The organism is Gilliamella sp. Pas-s95 (genome assembly GCF_009795795.1).
In the GTDB taxonomy this organism is placed as follows: Bacteria; Pseudomonadota; Gammaproteobacteria; order Enterobacterales; family Orbaceae; genus Gilliamella; species Gilliamella bombicola.
Genome location: NZ_WTFC01000045.1, coordinates 1 through 17,517, shown reverse-complemented (window position 1 = coordinate 17,517; position 17,517 = coordinate 1). Strand labels below are relative to the sequence as shown.

Genomic DNA, 17,517 nt, shown 5'->3' with positions numbered 1-17,517 from the left:
TGCGAAGGTGCTAGTATAAATCACCTTTCTACTTTCTTCACTCCACCGTGTTTAAAATTGCACTTCATATTTGAATCCAGGAACAGTTAAATAAAAACTTCAATAAAATCAATACCTTTCCTGACCGATTTTTGGGCGGTAATTGAGTTGCTTTTAACAAAAAAAGAAACTCAATTATCACCTAATACTATGTTGATTTGTATTATTCCGGCGTCAGAATGTGCCGACAACTGAGGTAGGTTCGCATATCAATCAGAGATATGTGGTTAGGCGTTATAAGATTTTGCATAAAAATAACATAACTTGGACATTATCACTGATATTATTTATCCTTTCCCCAAAAAAATCTCAAAATATTTGGAACCTTACCGATCCTAGCAGACATTGAAAAGCCCAAAATATTTAGGCTATTATACGATTAAGTATAAAAATTATAGATTGATTATATTGAATATTCCTTACAAAATATCATCTACATAAAAGACAAAGGAGATGTAAGTGTTATTTTCAATTATAAGATCAGTTACTGGCGGGTGTTTGGTGCTTTTGTGGGCTATTTCTGTTTGTAGCTTTTTCTTCAAAAATTATTATATTGGACTCACATTTATCATTATTGGCGTTTTAGCTTACTATCTGGTATTTATTAAATACACAAATATTATTATTAATAAACATATTACAATTTTTAAAAGTGAGTTTAAGGATGAGTTTGTTCGTTCAAATTTTTATTGCGATAGAGCCTATGAAAATTTTATGTATTTTGATCGAATAAATAAACAAATCTGTTTTACAGATCAAGATACAAATAAAATTGTATCAAGGCTTAATTATGATGATTTATTATCTGCTAAATTTAGTTCTAATCCTTATGTTATCATGAAATTTAAATTAATAAACCAAGACATTAAAGTTAAATTTGATTATTTTTCAAAAGATTATATTTCATTAAGAACAAGATTTTCTCGATTAACAACTATTTATGAATAATTAAGTTATTTAGACAGTAATAACGTTGCTTTTAGTGTGCCAAGTATTAGTATAGCCTCAAAGGCTCGAGGCTATCACACAACTAATTCAGCAATATTTTAGAGTTTGTTAATATTTATCTGCTTTCTTAGTTTTCTTGGTAAATAACTTTAAAAATAATTACTTTTATTATAAATAAACTATATGAGTGCCTTTTTCTGGTTGAAAGGTAGCTTTACCAAACTCATCTAGGAAATAGGCAATATGGTCGGCTTTATCCCCCACTAGGCGCCCTTTGACCTTGTTCCATGTCATAAGGACTATCATGGCATCAGGTTCACAGCAAATTAACATGGGTTGTTCAAACTCTTCGTTCCAATAAAACTCGCCACCGTATAATTTATGGGCGGTGAGTAATAAATAACATCCGTATTCTTGCGATATCATGTTGAGTTGTTCTTCTGATATGCTGAAGTTCTTTTCAGCCAGTTCACTGATGATCATTTCAACAACAGTGATACTCTTTTCAGAATAATCGAGCTGATTAATACTCCAAGTCGGGCTGTTTAAAATGGCATTTTGTGCCCAAGCTTCGATTTCTTGATACAATTCGTTTTTTTGTTCAGTCATTTTTATTCACTTCGCTATTGAGTTTAATCTGTTCTAATTGTTTAACACTTTGCCACGCGTCTTCCATTTGTTCAAGCGTTGCATCAATTAAAGACAAATTTTTTTGTTTAAGTATCGATTCTACTTGCTGAAATCGCCGAGTAAATTTTTTATTAGCTTGCTGTAAACAGAGTTCTGATTTAATCTTTAAATGCCTAGCTAAATTGACGGTAGCAAACAATAAATCACCTAACTCTTCTTCAATTTTTTGTGGATCTTGTTTGTTTTGTTCAAGCTCTTGCTCAACTTCACCAATTTCTTCTTTTACCTTATCAAGCACAGATTTTATATCATGCCAATCAAAACCAACCGAGGCGCAACGCTTTTGAATTTTTTCAGCTTGCATTAAGGCGGGGATTGCTTGGGGAATATCATCAAGCAATGAGTATTGTGCTTTTTGATGGCGCTCTTTTTGTTTAAGTTGTTCCCAGTTAGGTTTTTCTACCTTATTTTCGGTAAAAATATGGGGATGACGATACACTAACTTATCAGCAACCGCTAAACAGATCTCATCTAAATCAAAGCTTCCTTGTTCTTCGGCTAAATCAGCATAAAAGACAATGTGAAATAGTAAATCACCCAGTTCTTTTTTTAGCTCATCCATGTCTTGTTTATCAATGGCATCAAGTACTTCGTACGTTTCTTCTAATGTATATGATTTTAAAGATGCAAAAGTTTGAACTCGATCCCATTCACAACCATTAACAGGATCACGAAGTTGTTTGATAATAGCTTGTAAGCGCTGTAATCCGTTCAAAATATCCTCCCACAAATAAGTAATTGATCAGCGTCATTGTAAAGGTTTCATAACAAAACGGTTATTTTTTTAAAGGTTAATAGCAATATATTTTGATGTTATTGCTAATTATTTCACCAAAAATAATGATAAAAGCCACTAAAATATAGCTATTTACAGAACCTCTAGCCGATAAAAGCGAATTAAGTATATAATACTCCCCTATTAAATTAACTTTATTGATATATGAATAATTTACGTGAACTTACTTTAAGGGGCACCATTCTTGGTGCCTTTATTACTGTCATTTTTACTGCATCAAATGTTTATCTTGGTTTAAAAGTGGGATTAACGTTTTCATCCGCAATCCCTGCTGCAGTAATTTCAATGGCAATATTGAAACTGTTTTCTGGATCAACTATTTTAGAAAATAATATGGTGCAAACTCAGGCATCGGCAGCAGGCACATTATCTTCCATTATTTTTGTGCTTCCGGGTTTGTTAATGATTGGTTACTGGCAAAACTTTCCTTTTTGGCTAACCTTTGCAATATGTGCCGCTGGTGGAATGCTTGGGGTTTTATTTTCAATCCCATTACGACATGTCATGGTTGTTAAAAGCCATTTGCCTTATCCTGAGGGAGTGGCTGCTGCTGAAATTTTGAAGGCAGGATCTAAAACCGATAATAACGAAGCTAATGATGGTTTAAAGGATATTTTATTTGGTGGCGTGATTGCATCCACTGTTAGCCTTTTTACTAATGGTTTTCGTGCGTTATCTGAAAGTACTGCTTATTGGTTTACCGCTGGCAAATCCATTTTTCAACTTCCTATGGGATTTTCGTTAGCGTTACTAAGTGCAGGTTATTTGATTGGGATTATGTCAGGAATTGCCATTTTAATTGGAACCATTATTGGTTGGGTATTTGGCGTTCCAATTTTAAGTGCAATTACCGATTATGATACTAGTCTGCCTTTATCTAAAGTTGCAATGGGATTTTGGGCAAAAGATATACGCTTTATTGGAGCGGGAGTCATTGCTATTGCAGCGGTTTGGACACTACTGACATTAATCAAACCAATGATTGAAGGTTTAAAAATATCATTTAAAAGTATACGTTCAGATGTGTCTGGTAATGATATTGCATCAACCGAGCGAGATTTATCACCTAAAGCTATTTTATTAATTATGGGTGGTATGTTAGTTATTTTATTAGTGACTTTTTATAGCTTTATTACAGATAGTGGGCTATCGGCAGGCGTTGCTTGGTCATTAGTGTTTTGCGCTACATTGTTTGCTTTTATTATGGGCTTTTTAGTGGCTGCCGCTTGTGGTTATATGGCTGGACTTGTTGGTTCATCGGCTAGCCCAATATCAGGCATTGCCATTGTTGCTATCATTGTTATTTCATTAGTTCTATTAGGCTTAGGTGAAGCTAATGGTATGTTAGCTTCTGCCGAGGGCTCTAATTTTGCCACAGCTCTTACGCTGTTTACTACCAGTGCAGTGTTATCAATAGCCTGTATTTCAAACGATAATTTGCAAGATCTAAAAACAGGTTATTTAGTTCATGCTACACCATGGAAACAACAAGTGGCATTATTAATTGGCTGTGTTGTTGGTGCGATTGTTATTGCGCCTATTTTAGAGATTTTATATAACGCTTACGGCTTTACTGGTGCACTTCCACGCCCTGATATGGATCCAAAACAAGTTTTATCAGCACCTCAAGCAACATTGATGACAAAAATTGCCAAAGGAATAATTTCAAATAATCTTGATAAAACCATGATATATATCGGGCTAGGTATAGGTGCTATTATTATTATTATCGATTCAGTTTTAGCAGCTAATAAAGCTAAGTTTAGGTTGCCAGCACTTGCTGTTGGTTTAGGTATTTACCTACCACCAAGCATTACCATGCCTATTTTCATTGGTACTTTCTTATCATGGATAATTAAACGTTATGCTTATAAAAAAGCGCAATCACAAAATTTAGATCCAGAACAGCAATTTAAGAAAGTTGATCGTAAAGCAGCATTGATTGCGTCAGGGCTAATTGTTGGCGAAAGTTTAGTGGGCGTATTATTGGCGGTTGTAATTGTTATTAGTATTACAAGTGGTGGAAATGATGCACCGCTTGCAATTTCGGCTGATTTAGGTATGTTACCTCAATTTTTAGGTCTCTTTGTTTTTGTTGGTATATGTACGCTCTTTATTCGTCGCGCTTTATCAGCAATAAAAAAATAGTCCTGTGAATAATTAAATTTAAGCCCTTTATTTTTTATTATAAAGGGCTTTTTATTACTTAAGATTTTTACCAATTTTTAATGTAAGGGCTATGTTCATTGAGGTATTATAAATATTCAATTTAGCCATGTTTGAATCTAATGCTTCTGATAATGTACTTACTTTGCTTAAAATACTAAACATAGATGATATACCACATGGATAAACAGTTTCGGCTTTATCACCTAAACTACCTACTATAGCAATAACTGGTTTATTATATTTTTTTGCAATATGAGCAACACCTACAGGTACTTTACCATTAACGCTCTGATAATCTAATCGACCTTCACCAGTAATAACTAAATCAGCCTCTTTAACTAATTCATCCAAATTTAGCAACTTAGTGATAATTTCAATACCAGGTTTTAATTTTGCATTCATGAAGACCAACAAAGCAGCTCCCATTCCACCTGCTGCACCTGTTCCTGGAGTAAACTCAATATCGACATTAAAAGTTTGTTTAATAACTTGAGCAAAATGTTTAAGATTTGAATCAAGTAATTTGACATCTAATGGTGTAGCTCCTTTTTGTGGTCCAAAAATAACAGAAGCTCCATTTTCACCAGTTAAGGGATTGGTAACATCACAAGCTACTTCAAAATCACATTGCTTAATTCGATGATCCATTTGACTAATGTCAATTTTATCAATAGCACTAAGTGAAATACCGCCATAACCAATTTGATTTCCAAATTTATCTAGGAGCCTGACACCTAGTGCCTGTAGCATTCCTGCACCTCCATCATTTGTCGCGCTTCCACCAATTCCTATGATGAATTTTTTACAACCGCGATCGAGTGCATCTTTAATTAATTCTCCAGTACCATATGAGGTGGTAATTTTTGCATCTCTCTTATCGATTGAAACTCGCTCAAGCCCACTTGCAGCAGCCATTTCTATTACCGCAGTTTGCCCATCACCAGATATACCATAAAAAGCCAGTCCTTTTTCGCCTAATGGATCAGTAATAGAAACCTTAACTTTATGACCATTTAACGCATTCACCATCGCATCGACAGTACCTTCACCACCATCTGCAACGGGTCGTAAAAAATATTTTGCATCAGGGTAAACTTGTGAAAATCCCGCTTTTATCTCATTAGCAACTTCAATAGCACTTAAGCTTTCTTTAAAAGAATCAGGAGCAATGACAACTTTCATACATATCCTTACACAATTGGACAAATTATTGAGTATGTCTCCATACTCAATATCAATATTAATTATTTAACTTCTATTTTTGCTAATGCCTCATAATAGCGAGCTAATGCACTATGATCACATTCGCCCATACCATCAGTTTTTAGTGCTTGCATCATCTCCATCACAATTGCAGTTAATGGTAATGATGTTCCTACACCATGAGAAGTATCCAAAGCATTTTGCAGATCTTTAATATGTAAATCAATTTTAAAACCTGGTTTGAAATTACGATCTAATACCATCGGAACTTTAGCATCTAAAACAGTACTACCAGCAAGACCACCACGAATAGCTTGATAAACTAATTTAGGGTTTACTCCTGCTTTAGTCGCTAAAACTAGTGCTTCTGACATAGCTGCAATATTAAGTGCCACAATAACTTGATTAGCAAGTTTAGTTACATTACCAGCACCAATATCACCAGTATAAACAACTGAACCAGCCATTGCTTTCATTAAATCGTAATGTTTATCAAAGATGTTTTTGTCTCCACCTACCATCACTGACAATGTAGCATCAATTGCTTTTGGTTCGCCGCCACTAACAGGTGCATCTAACATAGTTAAACCTTTTTTGACGACTTCATCATGAATCTCACGACTTGCCAATGGTGCTATTGAGCTCATATCTATGATCGTTGTACCTTTTTTCGCTCCATCAATAATACCATTTTCGCCCAATACCACTTCTTTTACATGAGGTGAATTAGGTAACATAGTAATAATTACATCACAACGTTTAGCAACTTCTTTTGCATTTTCTGCACTTTCTGCACCTGCAGCAACAACATCTTTAACTGCATCTAGGTTTCTATCACAAACCACAAGTGAGTAACCTGCTTTTAACAAGTTTTTACTCATCGGTTTACCCATAATACCTAAACCAATAAAACCAATTTTCATTTTACTCTCCTTTTTCTGATAAAAAATAACTGTTATTTTAGAAATTTATCGGCTAATGATTGTGTTGCACTTCTTAAAAGGCCAAGATCATTACCGACGGCAACAAAAGTTGCTCCCATATCTATATACTGACGAGCATCAGCCTCTATAGTTGCTAAAATACCACAAGCTTTGCCTTGCTTTTTAGCTTCATTAAAAACTTTTTTGATTGCTGCTTGAACATCAGGATGCTTTGGATTTCCAAAATGCCCTAAAGAAGCAGAAAGGTCACTTGGCCCAATAAAAATACCGTCAACACCATCAACAGCTACAATGGACTCTACATTATTAACAGCTTGTTGTGTTTCAACTTGCACCATAACACAAATATTTTTGTTAATTTTTTGGAAGTAATCTGGAATCGTTCCATATACATTACTTCTATGAGCAACAGAAACACCTCTCACACCCTCAGGTGGATATCGTGTATAAGAAACAGCAAGTTTTGTTTGTTCTGCAGTCTCAACATAAGGTATTAAAAAGTTATAAAAACCGATATCAAGTAAGCGTTTAATAAGAACCTGATCATTCCATGAAGGGCGAACGACAGGCGCACTAACACTGTCTTTTAATGCCATTAATTGAGGCACAAATGAGATAACATCATTGATTGCATGCTCTCCATCAAGTAATAGCCAATCAAAACCAGCTAAACCAAGTATTTCTGTTGAAATAGGACTACCTAATGCAGCCCAACAACCAATAAGTTTTTTTCGTGCCAACATATCTTGTTTAAATTGATTGTGGCATGTCACCTTTTTCATAATTTACCTTCACATTTTTTACACATTGTGTCTTGATAATAAATTTTAATTATCTAACTAAACACGGTTTTTTATTATCAAATTGCCAATTAGGTATTAAATATTGCATAGCAATAGCATCATTACGATTACCCAGTTTCATACCTTTAAATAATTCATGTGCTTTCATTACCTGATCCATATCAATTTCGATCCCCAAACCAGGTTTTTCAGGAACTTTGATTTTGCCATTAACAATTTGTAAAGGGTCTTTTGTTAAACGTTGGTTTCCTTCTTGCCAAATCCAATGCGTATCAAGTGCTGTTGGATTGCCTGGTGCTGCTGCACCAACGTGAGTAAACATCGCAAGTGAGATATCAAAATGGTTATTTGAATGAGATCCCCAAGTTAAACCAAATTCATGACACATCTGAGCCACTCGGACAGATCCACTCATTGTCCAAAAATGTGGATCCGCAAGTGGAATATCAACAGATTGTAAAGATAATGTGTGTGCCATTTGACGCCAATCTGTTGCAATCATATTGGTTGCCGTTGGTAATCCTGTCGCACGTCGAAATTCGGCCATAATTTCACGCCCTGAAAAGCCTTGTTCTGCTCCACAAGGATCTTCGGCATAGGTTAGTGTATCTTTTAAATATTTACCTATACGTATTGCTTCATCTAATAACCAACCACCGTTTGGATCTAAGGTTACTCGTGCATCAGGGAATTTCTTTTTAATCGCTATGACGGCTTCGGCCTCATCTTCTGCCGATAAAACACCGCCTTTTAATTTGAAATCTCGAAAACCATATTTTTCATAAGTTGCTTCGGCTAAACGGGCTATCTTTTCTGGCGTTAATGCTTCTTCATGTCGTAATCGATACCAATCACATTTATCTTCAGATTGATTTTGATAAGGGAGATCTGTTTTTTTGCTGTCTCCAATATAAAATAAATACCCTAACATCTCAACTTCATCTCGTTGCTGGCCATCACCAAGTAATGAAGCTACCGTCACGCCAAGATGTTTGCCTAATAAGTCTAACATGGCGGATTCAATGGCAGTCACAACGTGAATAGTTGAACGTTGGTCAAAAGTTTGGTTGCCTCGTCCACCTACATCACGATCAGCAAATTGATTGCGAACTCGGTTCATAACATTTTTGTATTGCGCAATTGATTGCCCAATAACTAACGGTTTTGCGTCTTCAAGCGTTTGGGTGACAACGCCAACACATGGCACTTCGCCTAAACCAATATTGCCCGAATTATCTTTAAGAATAACGATATTCCGTGTAAAGTAAGGCGAATGTGCACCACTTAAATTTAATAACATACTGTCATAGCCGGCTACTGGGTAGACATGCATTTCAGTAATAATTGGTGTTGATGAACTCATAATTACCTCTTTAATTTTCAATTTATATAAATCTTTTTTAACAAACCATAGACGGACGCTTACAATCAAATTTTCAATTGAGAATTAAATACTGCATTGCTATAGCATCACGATTTAAAATTGAAATTGCCTTACCTTCAACATGAGGGATTTCCTGTTTTAGGGCATTTTCAATTATAGTGCCACCTGGTGCTTCACCAACACCAGTATGCCCCGTATTATCTGTTAAAATAACAATATTTCTAGTAAAGTAAGGACCATGTGCACCACCAATATTTATTAACATGCTGTCATATCCTGCTACTGGAATAACTTGCATCGATTTAATGATCGGAACTGACTGAGTACACATAAAACGTTTTCCTTGGCTCTAATCTATTGTTAGTTATAAATATTGTTAATTTTTCTTTAATTCCATACGTGTAATAGGACCAACAATAACTAAATAGCTAAACGCTGCAACAAAAGCGTGACCAGCCACAAAAACTAAAGCCCATTCAAATCGACCTGTCCATGCAACAATATAGCCAATAATAATTGGTGAAATAATACTGGATGCGTTACCAAACATGTTGAATAGTCCACCAGCAAGTCCACTCATTTCTTTAGGTGCAGTGTCAGCCATAACAGCCCATCCTAATGCACCAACACCTTTACCAAAGAAAGCCATTGACATAAATAAAATAACTAATGCAATTGAATCAACGTAATTACATAAAATCATTGTCATCGAAAATAACATTCCTAAAATAATCGGAGTTTTACGTGCAATTGAAAGTGATCCTGTTTTACGCATTAGAAAATCTGAAAAAACTCCACCACTAATTCCACCAATAAAACCACAAATAGCAGGGATAGCAGCAGCAAAACCAACTTCTTTAATATTCATTCCACGTTGCGTTGCAAGATAAATAGGAAACCAAGTAATAAAGAAAAATGTTAAACAGTTAATGCAATACTGTCCTAAATAAACACCAAGCAACATTCTGTTTGTAAGAAGCTGAGTTAAATAACCTAATTTTGGTCCTTTTTGCTTACCATCCGCTTTCTTTTGATCCATATCAACCAAAGCTCCGCCTTCAATGATATAATCAACCTCTGCTTGATTTGCCCATGGATGATCTTTGGGATTACGAATCATAATTAGCGTTGCAATACTCACCAAAATACCAAGACCTCCCATAAAAAAGAATACAGATTGCCACCCATATTCGTGAGTTAACCATCCCATAATCGGTGCAAAAATTACTGTCGCGAAATATTGTGCTGAATTAAAAATAGCTACTGCTGTTGCTCTTTCTTTAGCAGGAAACCATGCTGCGGTTATGCGACTATTTCCAGGAAAGGAAGGTGCTTCTGATAACCCCATTAAAAATCGAAAAGTGAAGAGCATAATAAGAGCCCAAGCACCAATAAAAAAATGAACTGTACCTTGTAATAAGGTAAAAATAGACCAAAATAGAATACTGTAAAAATAAACTCGTTTTGATCCAAATCTATCTAATAACCAACCGCCAGGTAACTGTCCTATCACATAGGCAATACCAAATGATGACATTACCCAACCCATTGCTGCCGCATCAAATCCTAATTCTCCCGATATTGATTTTCCCGCAATACCTAACGTAGCTCTATCACCATAATTAACAGCGGTGACAATAAATAAAAAAATGACTGTCATCCACCGGATGTTAGTCTTTTTTTGCCTTGCTTTGTTTATTTTCATATTTAGCCTCTATACGATTTTTGAATTTATTAATCCTGAATCTTTACAGACGTCGCTGAGTGGAAAATCACTAGTCATTAAATATTTCTCAGTAACCCGTTATTAATAAATTATTATCGGACAGTCAGGCGATATATTTCATTAGAGGAAAAAACAAAATAATAACCAAAATGTCACTTATTTTTGTGAAAACGCACAATGTAATGTTATATTCCTCACATAATTTTAGATAGTTGCTCTAATTTTGTGATATGGAACACATTAATATAGTCATCTGCACAAATTAATCGTAATATTACTTTGAATAATTATGAATATTCATAATGATATTCATTGTTTTTACATTTAATATAAGAAAAATAAATCAGTAAAAACATAATAGTATATATAAATCTTTGCACTTTCTGATTATTACTGAAAAGCTAATCATTTATAGGAAATAAATAATGGAAAACCATCGTAATAAACCGCTCTATATCAAAATCAAAGAAATTGATAACGTTGCTATTGTTGTGAATGATGGTGGGTTGCCAAAAGGAGCTCTATTTCCGGATGGATTAGAACTAATTGAGAATATACCTCAAGGTCATAAAGTTGCTTTAAATGATATAAATCAAGGGCAAGAAATTATCCGTTATGGTGAAATTATTGGTTTTGCCAAAGTAGATATAAAAAAAGGAGGATGGGTTAACGAATCTGTGACTCAAATACCAACTGCCCCCGAATTATATGAATTAGCCATTGCCACAAAAAAAAGAGAACCGCTTCCACCTTTGCTCGGTTATACTTTTGAAGGTTATCGTAATAAAGATGGTTCCGTTGGAACGCGAAATATACTTGGTATAACCATGAGCGTTAACTGTGTTTCTGGCGTTGTTGAGTATGTCGCAAAAATTATCGAGCGTGATTTATTACCTAACTATCCAAATGTAGATGGTGTTGTTCCATTAACGCATCTTTATGGTTGCGGTGTAGCTATTGATGCTCCAGCAGCTATTGTACCAATACGGTCTATTCATAATTTAGCTAAAAATCCTAATTTTGGTGGTGAAATTATGGTTGTGAGCTTAGGGTGTGAAAAACTTCAGCCAGAAAAATTACTAAAAGGAACTGAAGATTCAATTCCTATCAAAATAGAAAATGATGATCTAGTTATATTGCAAGATGAACGTGGTTTTAAAGCCATGGTGAATAAGATTTTGAATGTAGCTGAAAAGCATTTACAACGATTAAATCAGCGTCAAAGGGAAACTGTTCCAGTATCAGAATTAGTAATAGGTATGCAATGCGGAGGTAGTGATGCTTTTTCTGGCGTCACATCAAACCCTTCTGTAGGGTTTGCTTCTGATTTATTAGTTAGATGCGGTGCTACTGTGATGTTTTCTGAGGTTACTGAAGTACGTGATGGTATTCATTTACTTACACCAAGAGCGGCTAATGAGGAGGTTGGTAAAGCACTAATTCGTGAGATGCAGTGGTACGATGAATACCTTGCTGCCGGAAAAGTCGACCGTAGTGCGAATACAACGCCAGGAAATAAAAAGGGAGGATTAAATAACATAGTCGAAAAAGCAATGGGATCAATTGCTAAGTCAGGAACAAGCCCAATTGTAGAAGTTCTATCTCCTGGACAACGCCCAACGAAAAAAGGATTGATTTTTGCAGCCACACCGGCAAGTGATTTTGTCTGCGGAGCTCAACAAGTTGCGTCAGGAATTACATTACAAGTTTTTACTACTGGACGAGGAACACCTTATGGCTTGGCTGTGGTACCAGTAATTAAGATGTCTAGCCGTAATATTGTGGCTGAACAGTGGTTTGATTTAATTGATATTAGTGCCGGCGATATTGCTTTAGGAAAAGCAACAATTGAAGATATAGGTTGGAGACTATTTCATTTGATTTTAGATGTAGCAAGTGGAAGAAAGAAACCATGGTCAGATCATTGGAAATTATATAATCCGTTAGCTATTTTCAATCCTGCACCAATAACCTAATTATTTATAGAAGAAAATGCCAGATTGTTTACGCTTCATGATTAAAATAATTATTTAAAAACTCATTAATCGTCTTCATGTAAAATTTCATCTGGATAGTTTTTTATAGTGTGCATTCCTACTATTTAAATAAAAGCAAACAGCTTTAACCTAGCTTTTTGCATATTATAAATTCAAGCCATTCCTATAAGTTAACTTCTATCTAATTGCAAACCTATATATAAAAGTAATCTATCATCAAATTTTGCAAGATTTAATCCTGTTAACGTGGCAATTTTATTTAAACGATACTCTAATGTATTACGATGGATAAAAAGTTCATTAGCTGTATTACTACTATGAACATTATTTTTAAACCATGTTTGCAAGGTTTTTCTCAAAAGACCATTATTATCAGCCAGCCTTAATTTTTTCAAAGGTAATAATAATTCTTCGGCTTGCCAGTCATAACTTAATCCATGTAATAAAACAGGTAAAATTAGCTCTTGATAATAATAATTACGAATATTAGGCATTCTTTGTTTACCAATTAACATCGTCGTTTTTGCTGTCTGGTAAGACTTTACCAAAGGATAAGGATGTTGCTCAAAATAATTACCAAGCGAAATTCTAATATCTAATTGAGTAATATTTTTTATTGTAATAATAAGTGTCTCTAGTTTCTTCTTATGTTCTAATAAATCCCATCGTCCATACCTATTAAGTGCAGGGATTAAAATAACTAGCTCAGTAACTGATTTAGTTGCTACTAAATTATGTTTACTTAGCAATTGTATCTGTGTTTGTAAATTTTGTAATTCACTCATTGCAGTATCAATGCCTAACTGTCCACTATCGACCTCAATCATACCAACCACTCTGGGTAAATCCAAATCAATATCTAATCGTTTAACCCATTGAATCATACTGTCGGGCAAAGTCTCTTTTTCAATTAGCGTTAGGATAAGCTCTTCCTTTAAACGATTATTATAAGATAGCTCTTGTAATAAATGAGTTTGTTCCATCATCATTTCTGCAGACATGCGAACAAGCTCTCCAAATTGCCAAATATCAGAAGGTTCGCCAGTTAATCCAATTACACCAACAATCCTATCATTAAGCTTTAACGGTAGATTGACTCCTGGTTTAACACCTTGTAAATTTTTCACCATGGTACTATCAATTGAAACTGTCCGTTTCTGAGATATCGCTAACATCGCTCCTTCATGTAGCTCTCCAATACGTTCTAAATCACCACTGCCAATAATACAACCATGTGCATCCATTACATTGATATTGCAATCAATAATTTTCATGGTTCTTTCAACAATTTGTTGTGCAATTTTAGGTATAAGGTTATAAGAGTCCATTACCATATTAATTACTCTATTTTAATTTTGCATAAACCCAATTTTTTGTTAGCATAACACATTTTATTTTGAATAATAGACAAAAATATCATGATAGTTTTTGATTCAATCCAAGTGCGCCGAGGCGTTAACTTACTTTTAGATAATGCTTCAGCAACCATTAATCCTCAACAAAAAGTGGGTTTAGTAGGTAAAAATGGTTGCGGAAAATCGACGCTCTTTTCACTAATTAAAGGTGAAATTCAAGCAGATGCTGGCACGTTAAGTATACCATCGCAATGGCAACTTGCTTGGGTCAATCAAGAAACACCCGCATTAGATATCCCTGCGATTGAATATGCTATTGATGGCGATCGTGAATATCGTCAATTGGAAAAGCAATTAAATTTTGCCAATGAGCAAAATAATGGTCAGCAAATTGCGATTATTCATGAAAAGCTTGATACCATTGATGCTTGGACAATTCGCGCTCGAGCGGCAACCTTACTACATGGTCTTGGTTTTTCTAATGAACAATTAATGTTACCGGTTAAATCCTATTCTGGTGGTTGGCGAATGCGATTAAATTTGGCTCAGGCATTAATGTGTCGTTCTGATTTATTATTGCTTGATGAACCAACCAATCACCTTGATTTAGATGCTGTCATTTGGCTTGAAAAATGGTTAAGTAACTACCCAGGAACGTTGATTTTAATCTCTCACGATCGTGATTTTTTAGATCCGTTAGTCAATAAAATTATTCATATTGAACAAAAAAGTTTATTTGAATACACCGGTAACTACTCTTCATTTGAGATTCAACGATCTACAAAGTTAGCACAACAACAATCACTCTATGAAAGCCAACAACTTAAAGTTGCACACTTACAAAATTATATTGATCGATTTAGAGCCAAAGCTACAAAAGCTAAACAGGCGCAAAGCCGTATAAAAATGTTAGAAAGAATGGAAATGATTGCTCCTGCACATGTGGATAACCCATTTCATTTTAGCTTTAAACCATCAGAATTTTTACCAAGCCCTTTGTTAATGATGGACAAAGTCGTAGCGGGTTATGATGATAAAATTATACTAGAAAAAATTAAGATTAATTTAGTTCCTGGTTCACGTATTGGTCTATTAGGACGCAATGGTGCAGGTAAATCAACACTGATTAAATTGCTAGCTGGTGAACTTGCACCTAAAGAAGGCCATATTAATCTCGCTAAAGGTGTTCAATTAGGCTATTTTGCTCAACATCAATTAGAATATCTACGCCCCGATGAGTCACCACTTTGGCATTTAACGCAACTTGCTGAACCGAAAAATACAGAGCAAGAACTGCGTAATTATTTAGGTGTATTTGATTTTCAAGGCGATAAAGTCACCGAGCCAGTTAAAACTTTCTCAGGTGGTGAAAAGGCGCGACTTGTTTTAGCCTTAATTGTCTGGCAAAAACCGAATCTTCTTTTATTAGACGAACCAACTAACCATCTAGATTTAGATATGCGACAAGCGTTGACTGAAGCGCTAATTGATTTTGATGGTGCATTAGTTGTGGTATCACATGATCGCCATTTACTACGTTCGACCACCGATGAATTCTATTTAGTCCATGATCATAAAGTTGAACCATTTGACGGCGATCTTGATGATTATCAAAAATGGTTAGCCGAAGCACAAAAAAATGATAACCAATCAAATGACGAAATAAATTCACCAAAAAAAGAAAATGCAAGTAATATATCAGCTCAAGATCGTAAAGAGCAAAAACGTAAACAAGCTGAATTACGTGCACAAATGCAGCCAATAAAAAAACAGTTACAAAAAGAAGAACAGATGCTTGATAAATTAACCCATCAATTAAAGCAAATTGAAGAACAACTGTCTGATCCTGCAATCTATGATGCGAGCAAAAAAAACGAACTTACAACTTTGTTACTAGAGCAAAGCCAACTTAAAAATCAATTAGAAGAAACAGAACTACAATGGTTAGAATTACAACAACAGCTGGAATCGTTTAATTTAGATTAAATTGATCATTTCGATTAAGAGGCTTTAGGTAATGGCTATCCATTGTCTATAAGCCAGCTATTTAAATTCATAGGTCATCCTCGCCAATGTTATCGACGATATCATAGATATACATTTTTGCCTGTTCAAAATCATATCCGTCAATACCAAAAACGGATGTGCAAGATATCATACCTTCAAGTATCAACATAATTAGACAAGATGCTTGTTGACATGAATTTGTGCCTCCTAGACATTCAATAATCCTATCTTGAATCCATTTTTTATGTTCACTAACAATAGCGCATATTTCTTCGCTTTTATTGTTATATTCAGACTTAGCTCGTACAAACATGCAACCGCGGTAATTATCATTCTTAAACCATTTTATATGCCATGAAATAATTGCATTGATTTTGTCTTTTTTCTCAGAAAAAACAGCGATAACATCTGTAAGTGATTTTTTAAAAAAATCATTCCTCTTAAGTAACACTTTACTTACAAGCCCATTTTTATCACCAAAATATTTATATAATGTTCTTTTTGATACACCTGCATTTTCTGCAACAAGCTCTAAACTAACAGGATGATAACCATATTCATTAAACAGCGATTCAGCCGCAACAAGTATCGTATCAACAATTTCAGGCTTCAATTTCATTTTTTATTATTTGTAATTGTTAGAATATTTTTGATTCTATCACAACAACTCTAATATAGTTAATTATAAATAATATTTGACCCTTATAGTTAATAAATACACACTAAGTAAACGATATCGCTTACTGAGTGCGATTGCTAGTTTTATTAAAATCCCACATTAACCAAACAGGAGAGATTTATGCTAGAAAAATTAAAAGGAGGAGAGGTGATGCCGCCTAAACCTCACGCAATAGCTATATTGAGAGGATTTATTGGGGGTGCTTTAGGGATTTTGACTTTGCTCGTAATCACTCAGTGGGCAGGTACATTAGCAATTATGGCTCCATTTGGCGCAACATGCGTCTTGTTATTTGCTGTACCTAAATCTCCATTAGCACAACCAAGAAGTGTAATCGGAGGGCATTTTATTTCGTCTTTTATAGGTGTGTTGCCTGGATTCAAACATGAAGTGCAATTTTAAACACGGTGGAGTGAAGAAAGTAGAAAGGTGATTTATACTAGCTCCTTCGCACCACCACAGTTTGGAGATTGCTATGTATTATAATCACCTTTCTAGGAAGGAAAGATACCAGATTTTCGTATTATTACAAGCCGGAAAGAATAAAAAAGAGATAGCCCAGCTACTCAATAGACATCCTTCGACAATAAGTCGAGAGATAAAAAGAAACTCAAAACCTAATCAAACCTATCAAGCACATGAGGCGGTGACACTTGCTAGGAAAAGGCGAAAAAACAGCGGTAATGGTAAGGCAATAGAGTCTTCGGTATGGCGTCAAGTTGAAAAATACCTCATGCTTTATTACAGCCCAGAACAGATTGCTGCACGTTTAAAGAA

At 34.8% G+C, this 17,517-nt stretch carries 16 protein-coding genes; 6 read left to right on the top strand and 10 right to left on the bottom strand.

Annotated elements, in window-relative coordinates:
- Window positions 1-498 precede the first annotated feature (498 nt).
- Complete coding sequence (locus GQ598_RS10430) at window positions 499-987, top strand: hypothetical protein (RefSeq protein ID WP_160404064.1); 489 nt, start codon at window positions 499-501, stop codon at window positions 985-987.
- 168 nt (window positions 988-1,155) lie between these two features.
- Here GQ598_RS10430 and GQ598_RS10425 read toward each other — a convergent pair whose 3' ends face one another.
- Both GQ598_RS10425 and mazG read right to left on the bottom strand, forming a co-directional pair.
- Window positions 1,156-1,596, bottom strand: coding sequence for a hypothetical protein (locus tag GQ598_RS10425; RefSeq protein WP_091346579.1), 441 nt, complete (start codon window positions 1,594-1,596; stop codon window positions 1,156-1,158).
- Window positions 1,589-2,392 (bottom strand): nucleoside triphosphate pyrophosphohydrolase, encoded by an 804-nt coding sequence (gene mazG / locus GQ598_RS10420; RefSeq protein ID WP_160404063.1) that lies wholly within the window; start codon window positions 2,390-2,392, stop codon window positions 1,589-1,591. The genes GQ598_RS10425 and mazG overlap by 8 nt, the downstream gene beginning before the upstream one ends.
- 225 nt (window positions 2,393-2,617) lie before the next feature.
- Here mazG and GQ598_RS10415 point away from each other — a divergent pair, with 225 nt between their 5' ends.
- Entirely contained in the window at window positions 2,618-4,621 is a 2,004-nt protein-coding gene (locus tag GQ598_RS10415; RefSeq protein ID WP_160404062.1) for an OPT family oligopeptide transporter, read from the top strand.
- Window positions 4,622-4,675: 54 nt separating this feature from the next.
- On the opposite strand, the gene GQ598_RS10410 is transcribed toward GQ598_RS10415, so the two are convergent.
- From GQ598_RS10410 to GQ598_RS10385, 6 genes are all read right to left on the bottom strand, one after another.
- Window positions 4,676-5,824, bottom strand: a complete 1,149-nt coding sequence (locus GQ598_RS10410) for a glycerate kinase (protein WP_160404061.1) — start codon at window positions 5,822-5,824, stop codon at window positions 4,676-4,678.
- Between the two features lie 62 nt (window positions 5,825-5,886).
- The gene (garR, locus tag GQ598_RS10405; protein ID WP_160404060.1) at window positions 5,887-6,768 is read right to left on the bottom strand and encodes a 2-hydroxy-3-oxopropionate reductase; all 882 of its coding nucleotides are present in this window, start codon (window positions 6,766-6,768) and stop codon (window positions 5,887-5,889) included.
- Between the two features lie 32 nt (window positions 6,769-6,800).
- A complete protein-coding gene (gene garL, locus GQ598_RS10400; protein ID WP_160404059.1) occupies window positions 6,801-7,571 on the bottom strand; it encodes a 2-dehydro-3-deoxyglucarate aldolase in 771 nt (256 codons plus the stop codon).
- Between the two features lie 49 nt (window positions 7,572-7,620).
- On the bottom strand, window positions 7,621-8,955 hold the full coding sequence (gene gudD / locus GQ598_RS10395; protein WP_160404058.1) for a glucarate dehydratase: 1,335 nt from the start codon (window positions 8,953-8,955) through the stop codon (window positions 7,621-7,623).
- Between the two features lie 73 nt (window positions 8,956-9,028).
- Window positions 9,029-9,307 carry a hypothetical protein gene (locus tag GQ598_RS10390; protein WP_202112755.1) on the bottom strand — a complete coding sequence of 93 codons (279 nt, stop codon included), beginning with the start codon at window positions 9,305-9,307 and terminating at the stop codon, window positions 9,029-9,031.
- A 45-nt stretch (window positions 9,308-9,352) separates the two neighbouring features.
- Window positions 9,353-10,681, bottom strand: a complete 1,329-nt coding sequence (locus GQ598_RS10385; RefSeq protein WP_160404057.1) for an MFS transporter — start codon at window positions 10,679-10,681, stop codon at window positions 9,353-9,355.
- A 446-nt stretch (window positions 10,682-11,127) separates the two neighbouring features.
- On the opposite strand from GQ598_RS10385, the gene garD reads away from it, so the two are divergent.
- The gene (gene garD / locus GQ598_RS10380; protein ID WP_160404056.1) at window positions 11,128-12,678 is read left to right on the top strand and encodes a galactarate dehydratase; all 1,551 of its coding nucleotides are present in this window, start codon (window positions 11,128-11,130) and stop codon (window positions 12,676-12,678) included.
- Window positions 12,679-12,869: 191 nt separating this feature from the next.
- Here garD and GQ598_RS10375 read toward each other — a convergent pair whose 3' ends face one another.
- Complete coding sequence (locus GQ598_RS10375) at window positions 12,870-14,027, bottom strand: sugar diacid recognition domain-containing protein (RefSeq protein ID WP_160404055.1); 1,158 nt, start codon at window positions 14,025-14,027, stop codon at window positions 12,870-12,872.
- Window positions 14,028-14,117: 90 nt separating this feature from the next.
- Between GQ598_RS10375 and GQ598_RS10370 the strand changes: the two genes are divergently transcribed.
- Window positions 14,118-16,040 carry an ABC transporter ATP-binding protein gene (locus GQ598_RS10370; RefSeq protein WP_160404054.1) on the top strand — a complete coding sequence of 641 codons (1,923 nt, stop codon included), beginning with the start codon at window positions 14,118-14,120 and terminating at the stop codon, window positions 16,038-16,040.
- Window positions 16,041-16,107: 67 nt separating this feature from the next.
- On the opposite strand, the gene GQ598_RS10365 is transcribed toward GQ598_RS10370, so the two are convergent.
- Entirely contained in the window at window positions 16,108-16,680 is a 573-nt protein-coding gene (locus GQ598_RS10365) for a TetR/AcrR family transcriptional regulator (protein WP_160404053.1), read from the bottom strand.
- Window positions 16,681-16,860: 180 nt separating this feature from the next.
- On the opposite strand from GQ598_RS10365, the gene GQ598_RS10360 reads away from it, so the two are divergent.
- Complete coding sequence (locus GQ598_RS10360; RefSeq protein WP_160404052.1) at window positions 16,861-17,142, top strand: HPP family protein; 282 nt, start codon at window positions 16,861-16,863, stop codon at window positions 17,140-17,142.
- A gap of 73 nt (window positions 17,143-17,215) precedes the next feature.
- Window positions 17,216-17,517: helix-turn-helix domain-containing protein (locus GQ598_RS10355; RefSeq protein ID WP_160404051.1), on the top strand; the 302-nt coding region annotated here is incomplete at its 3' end.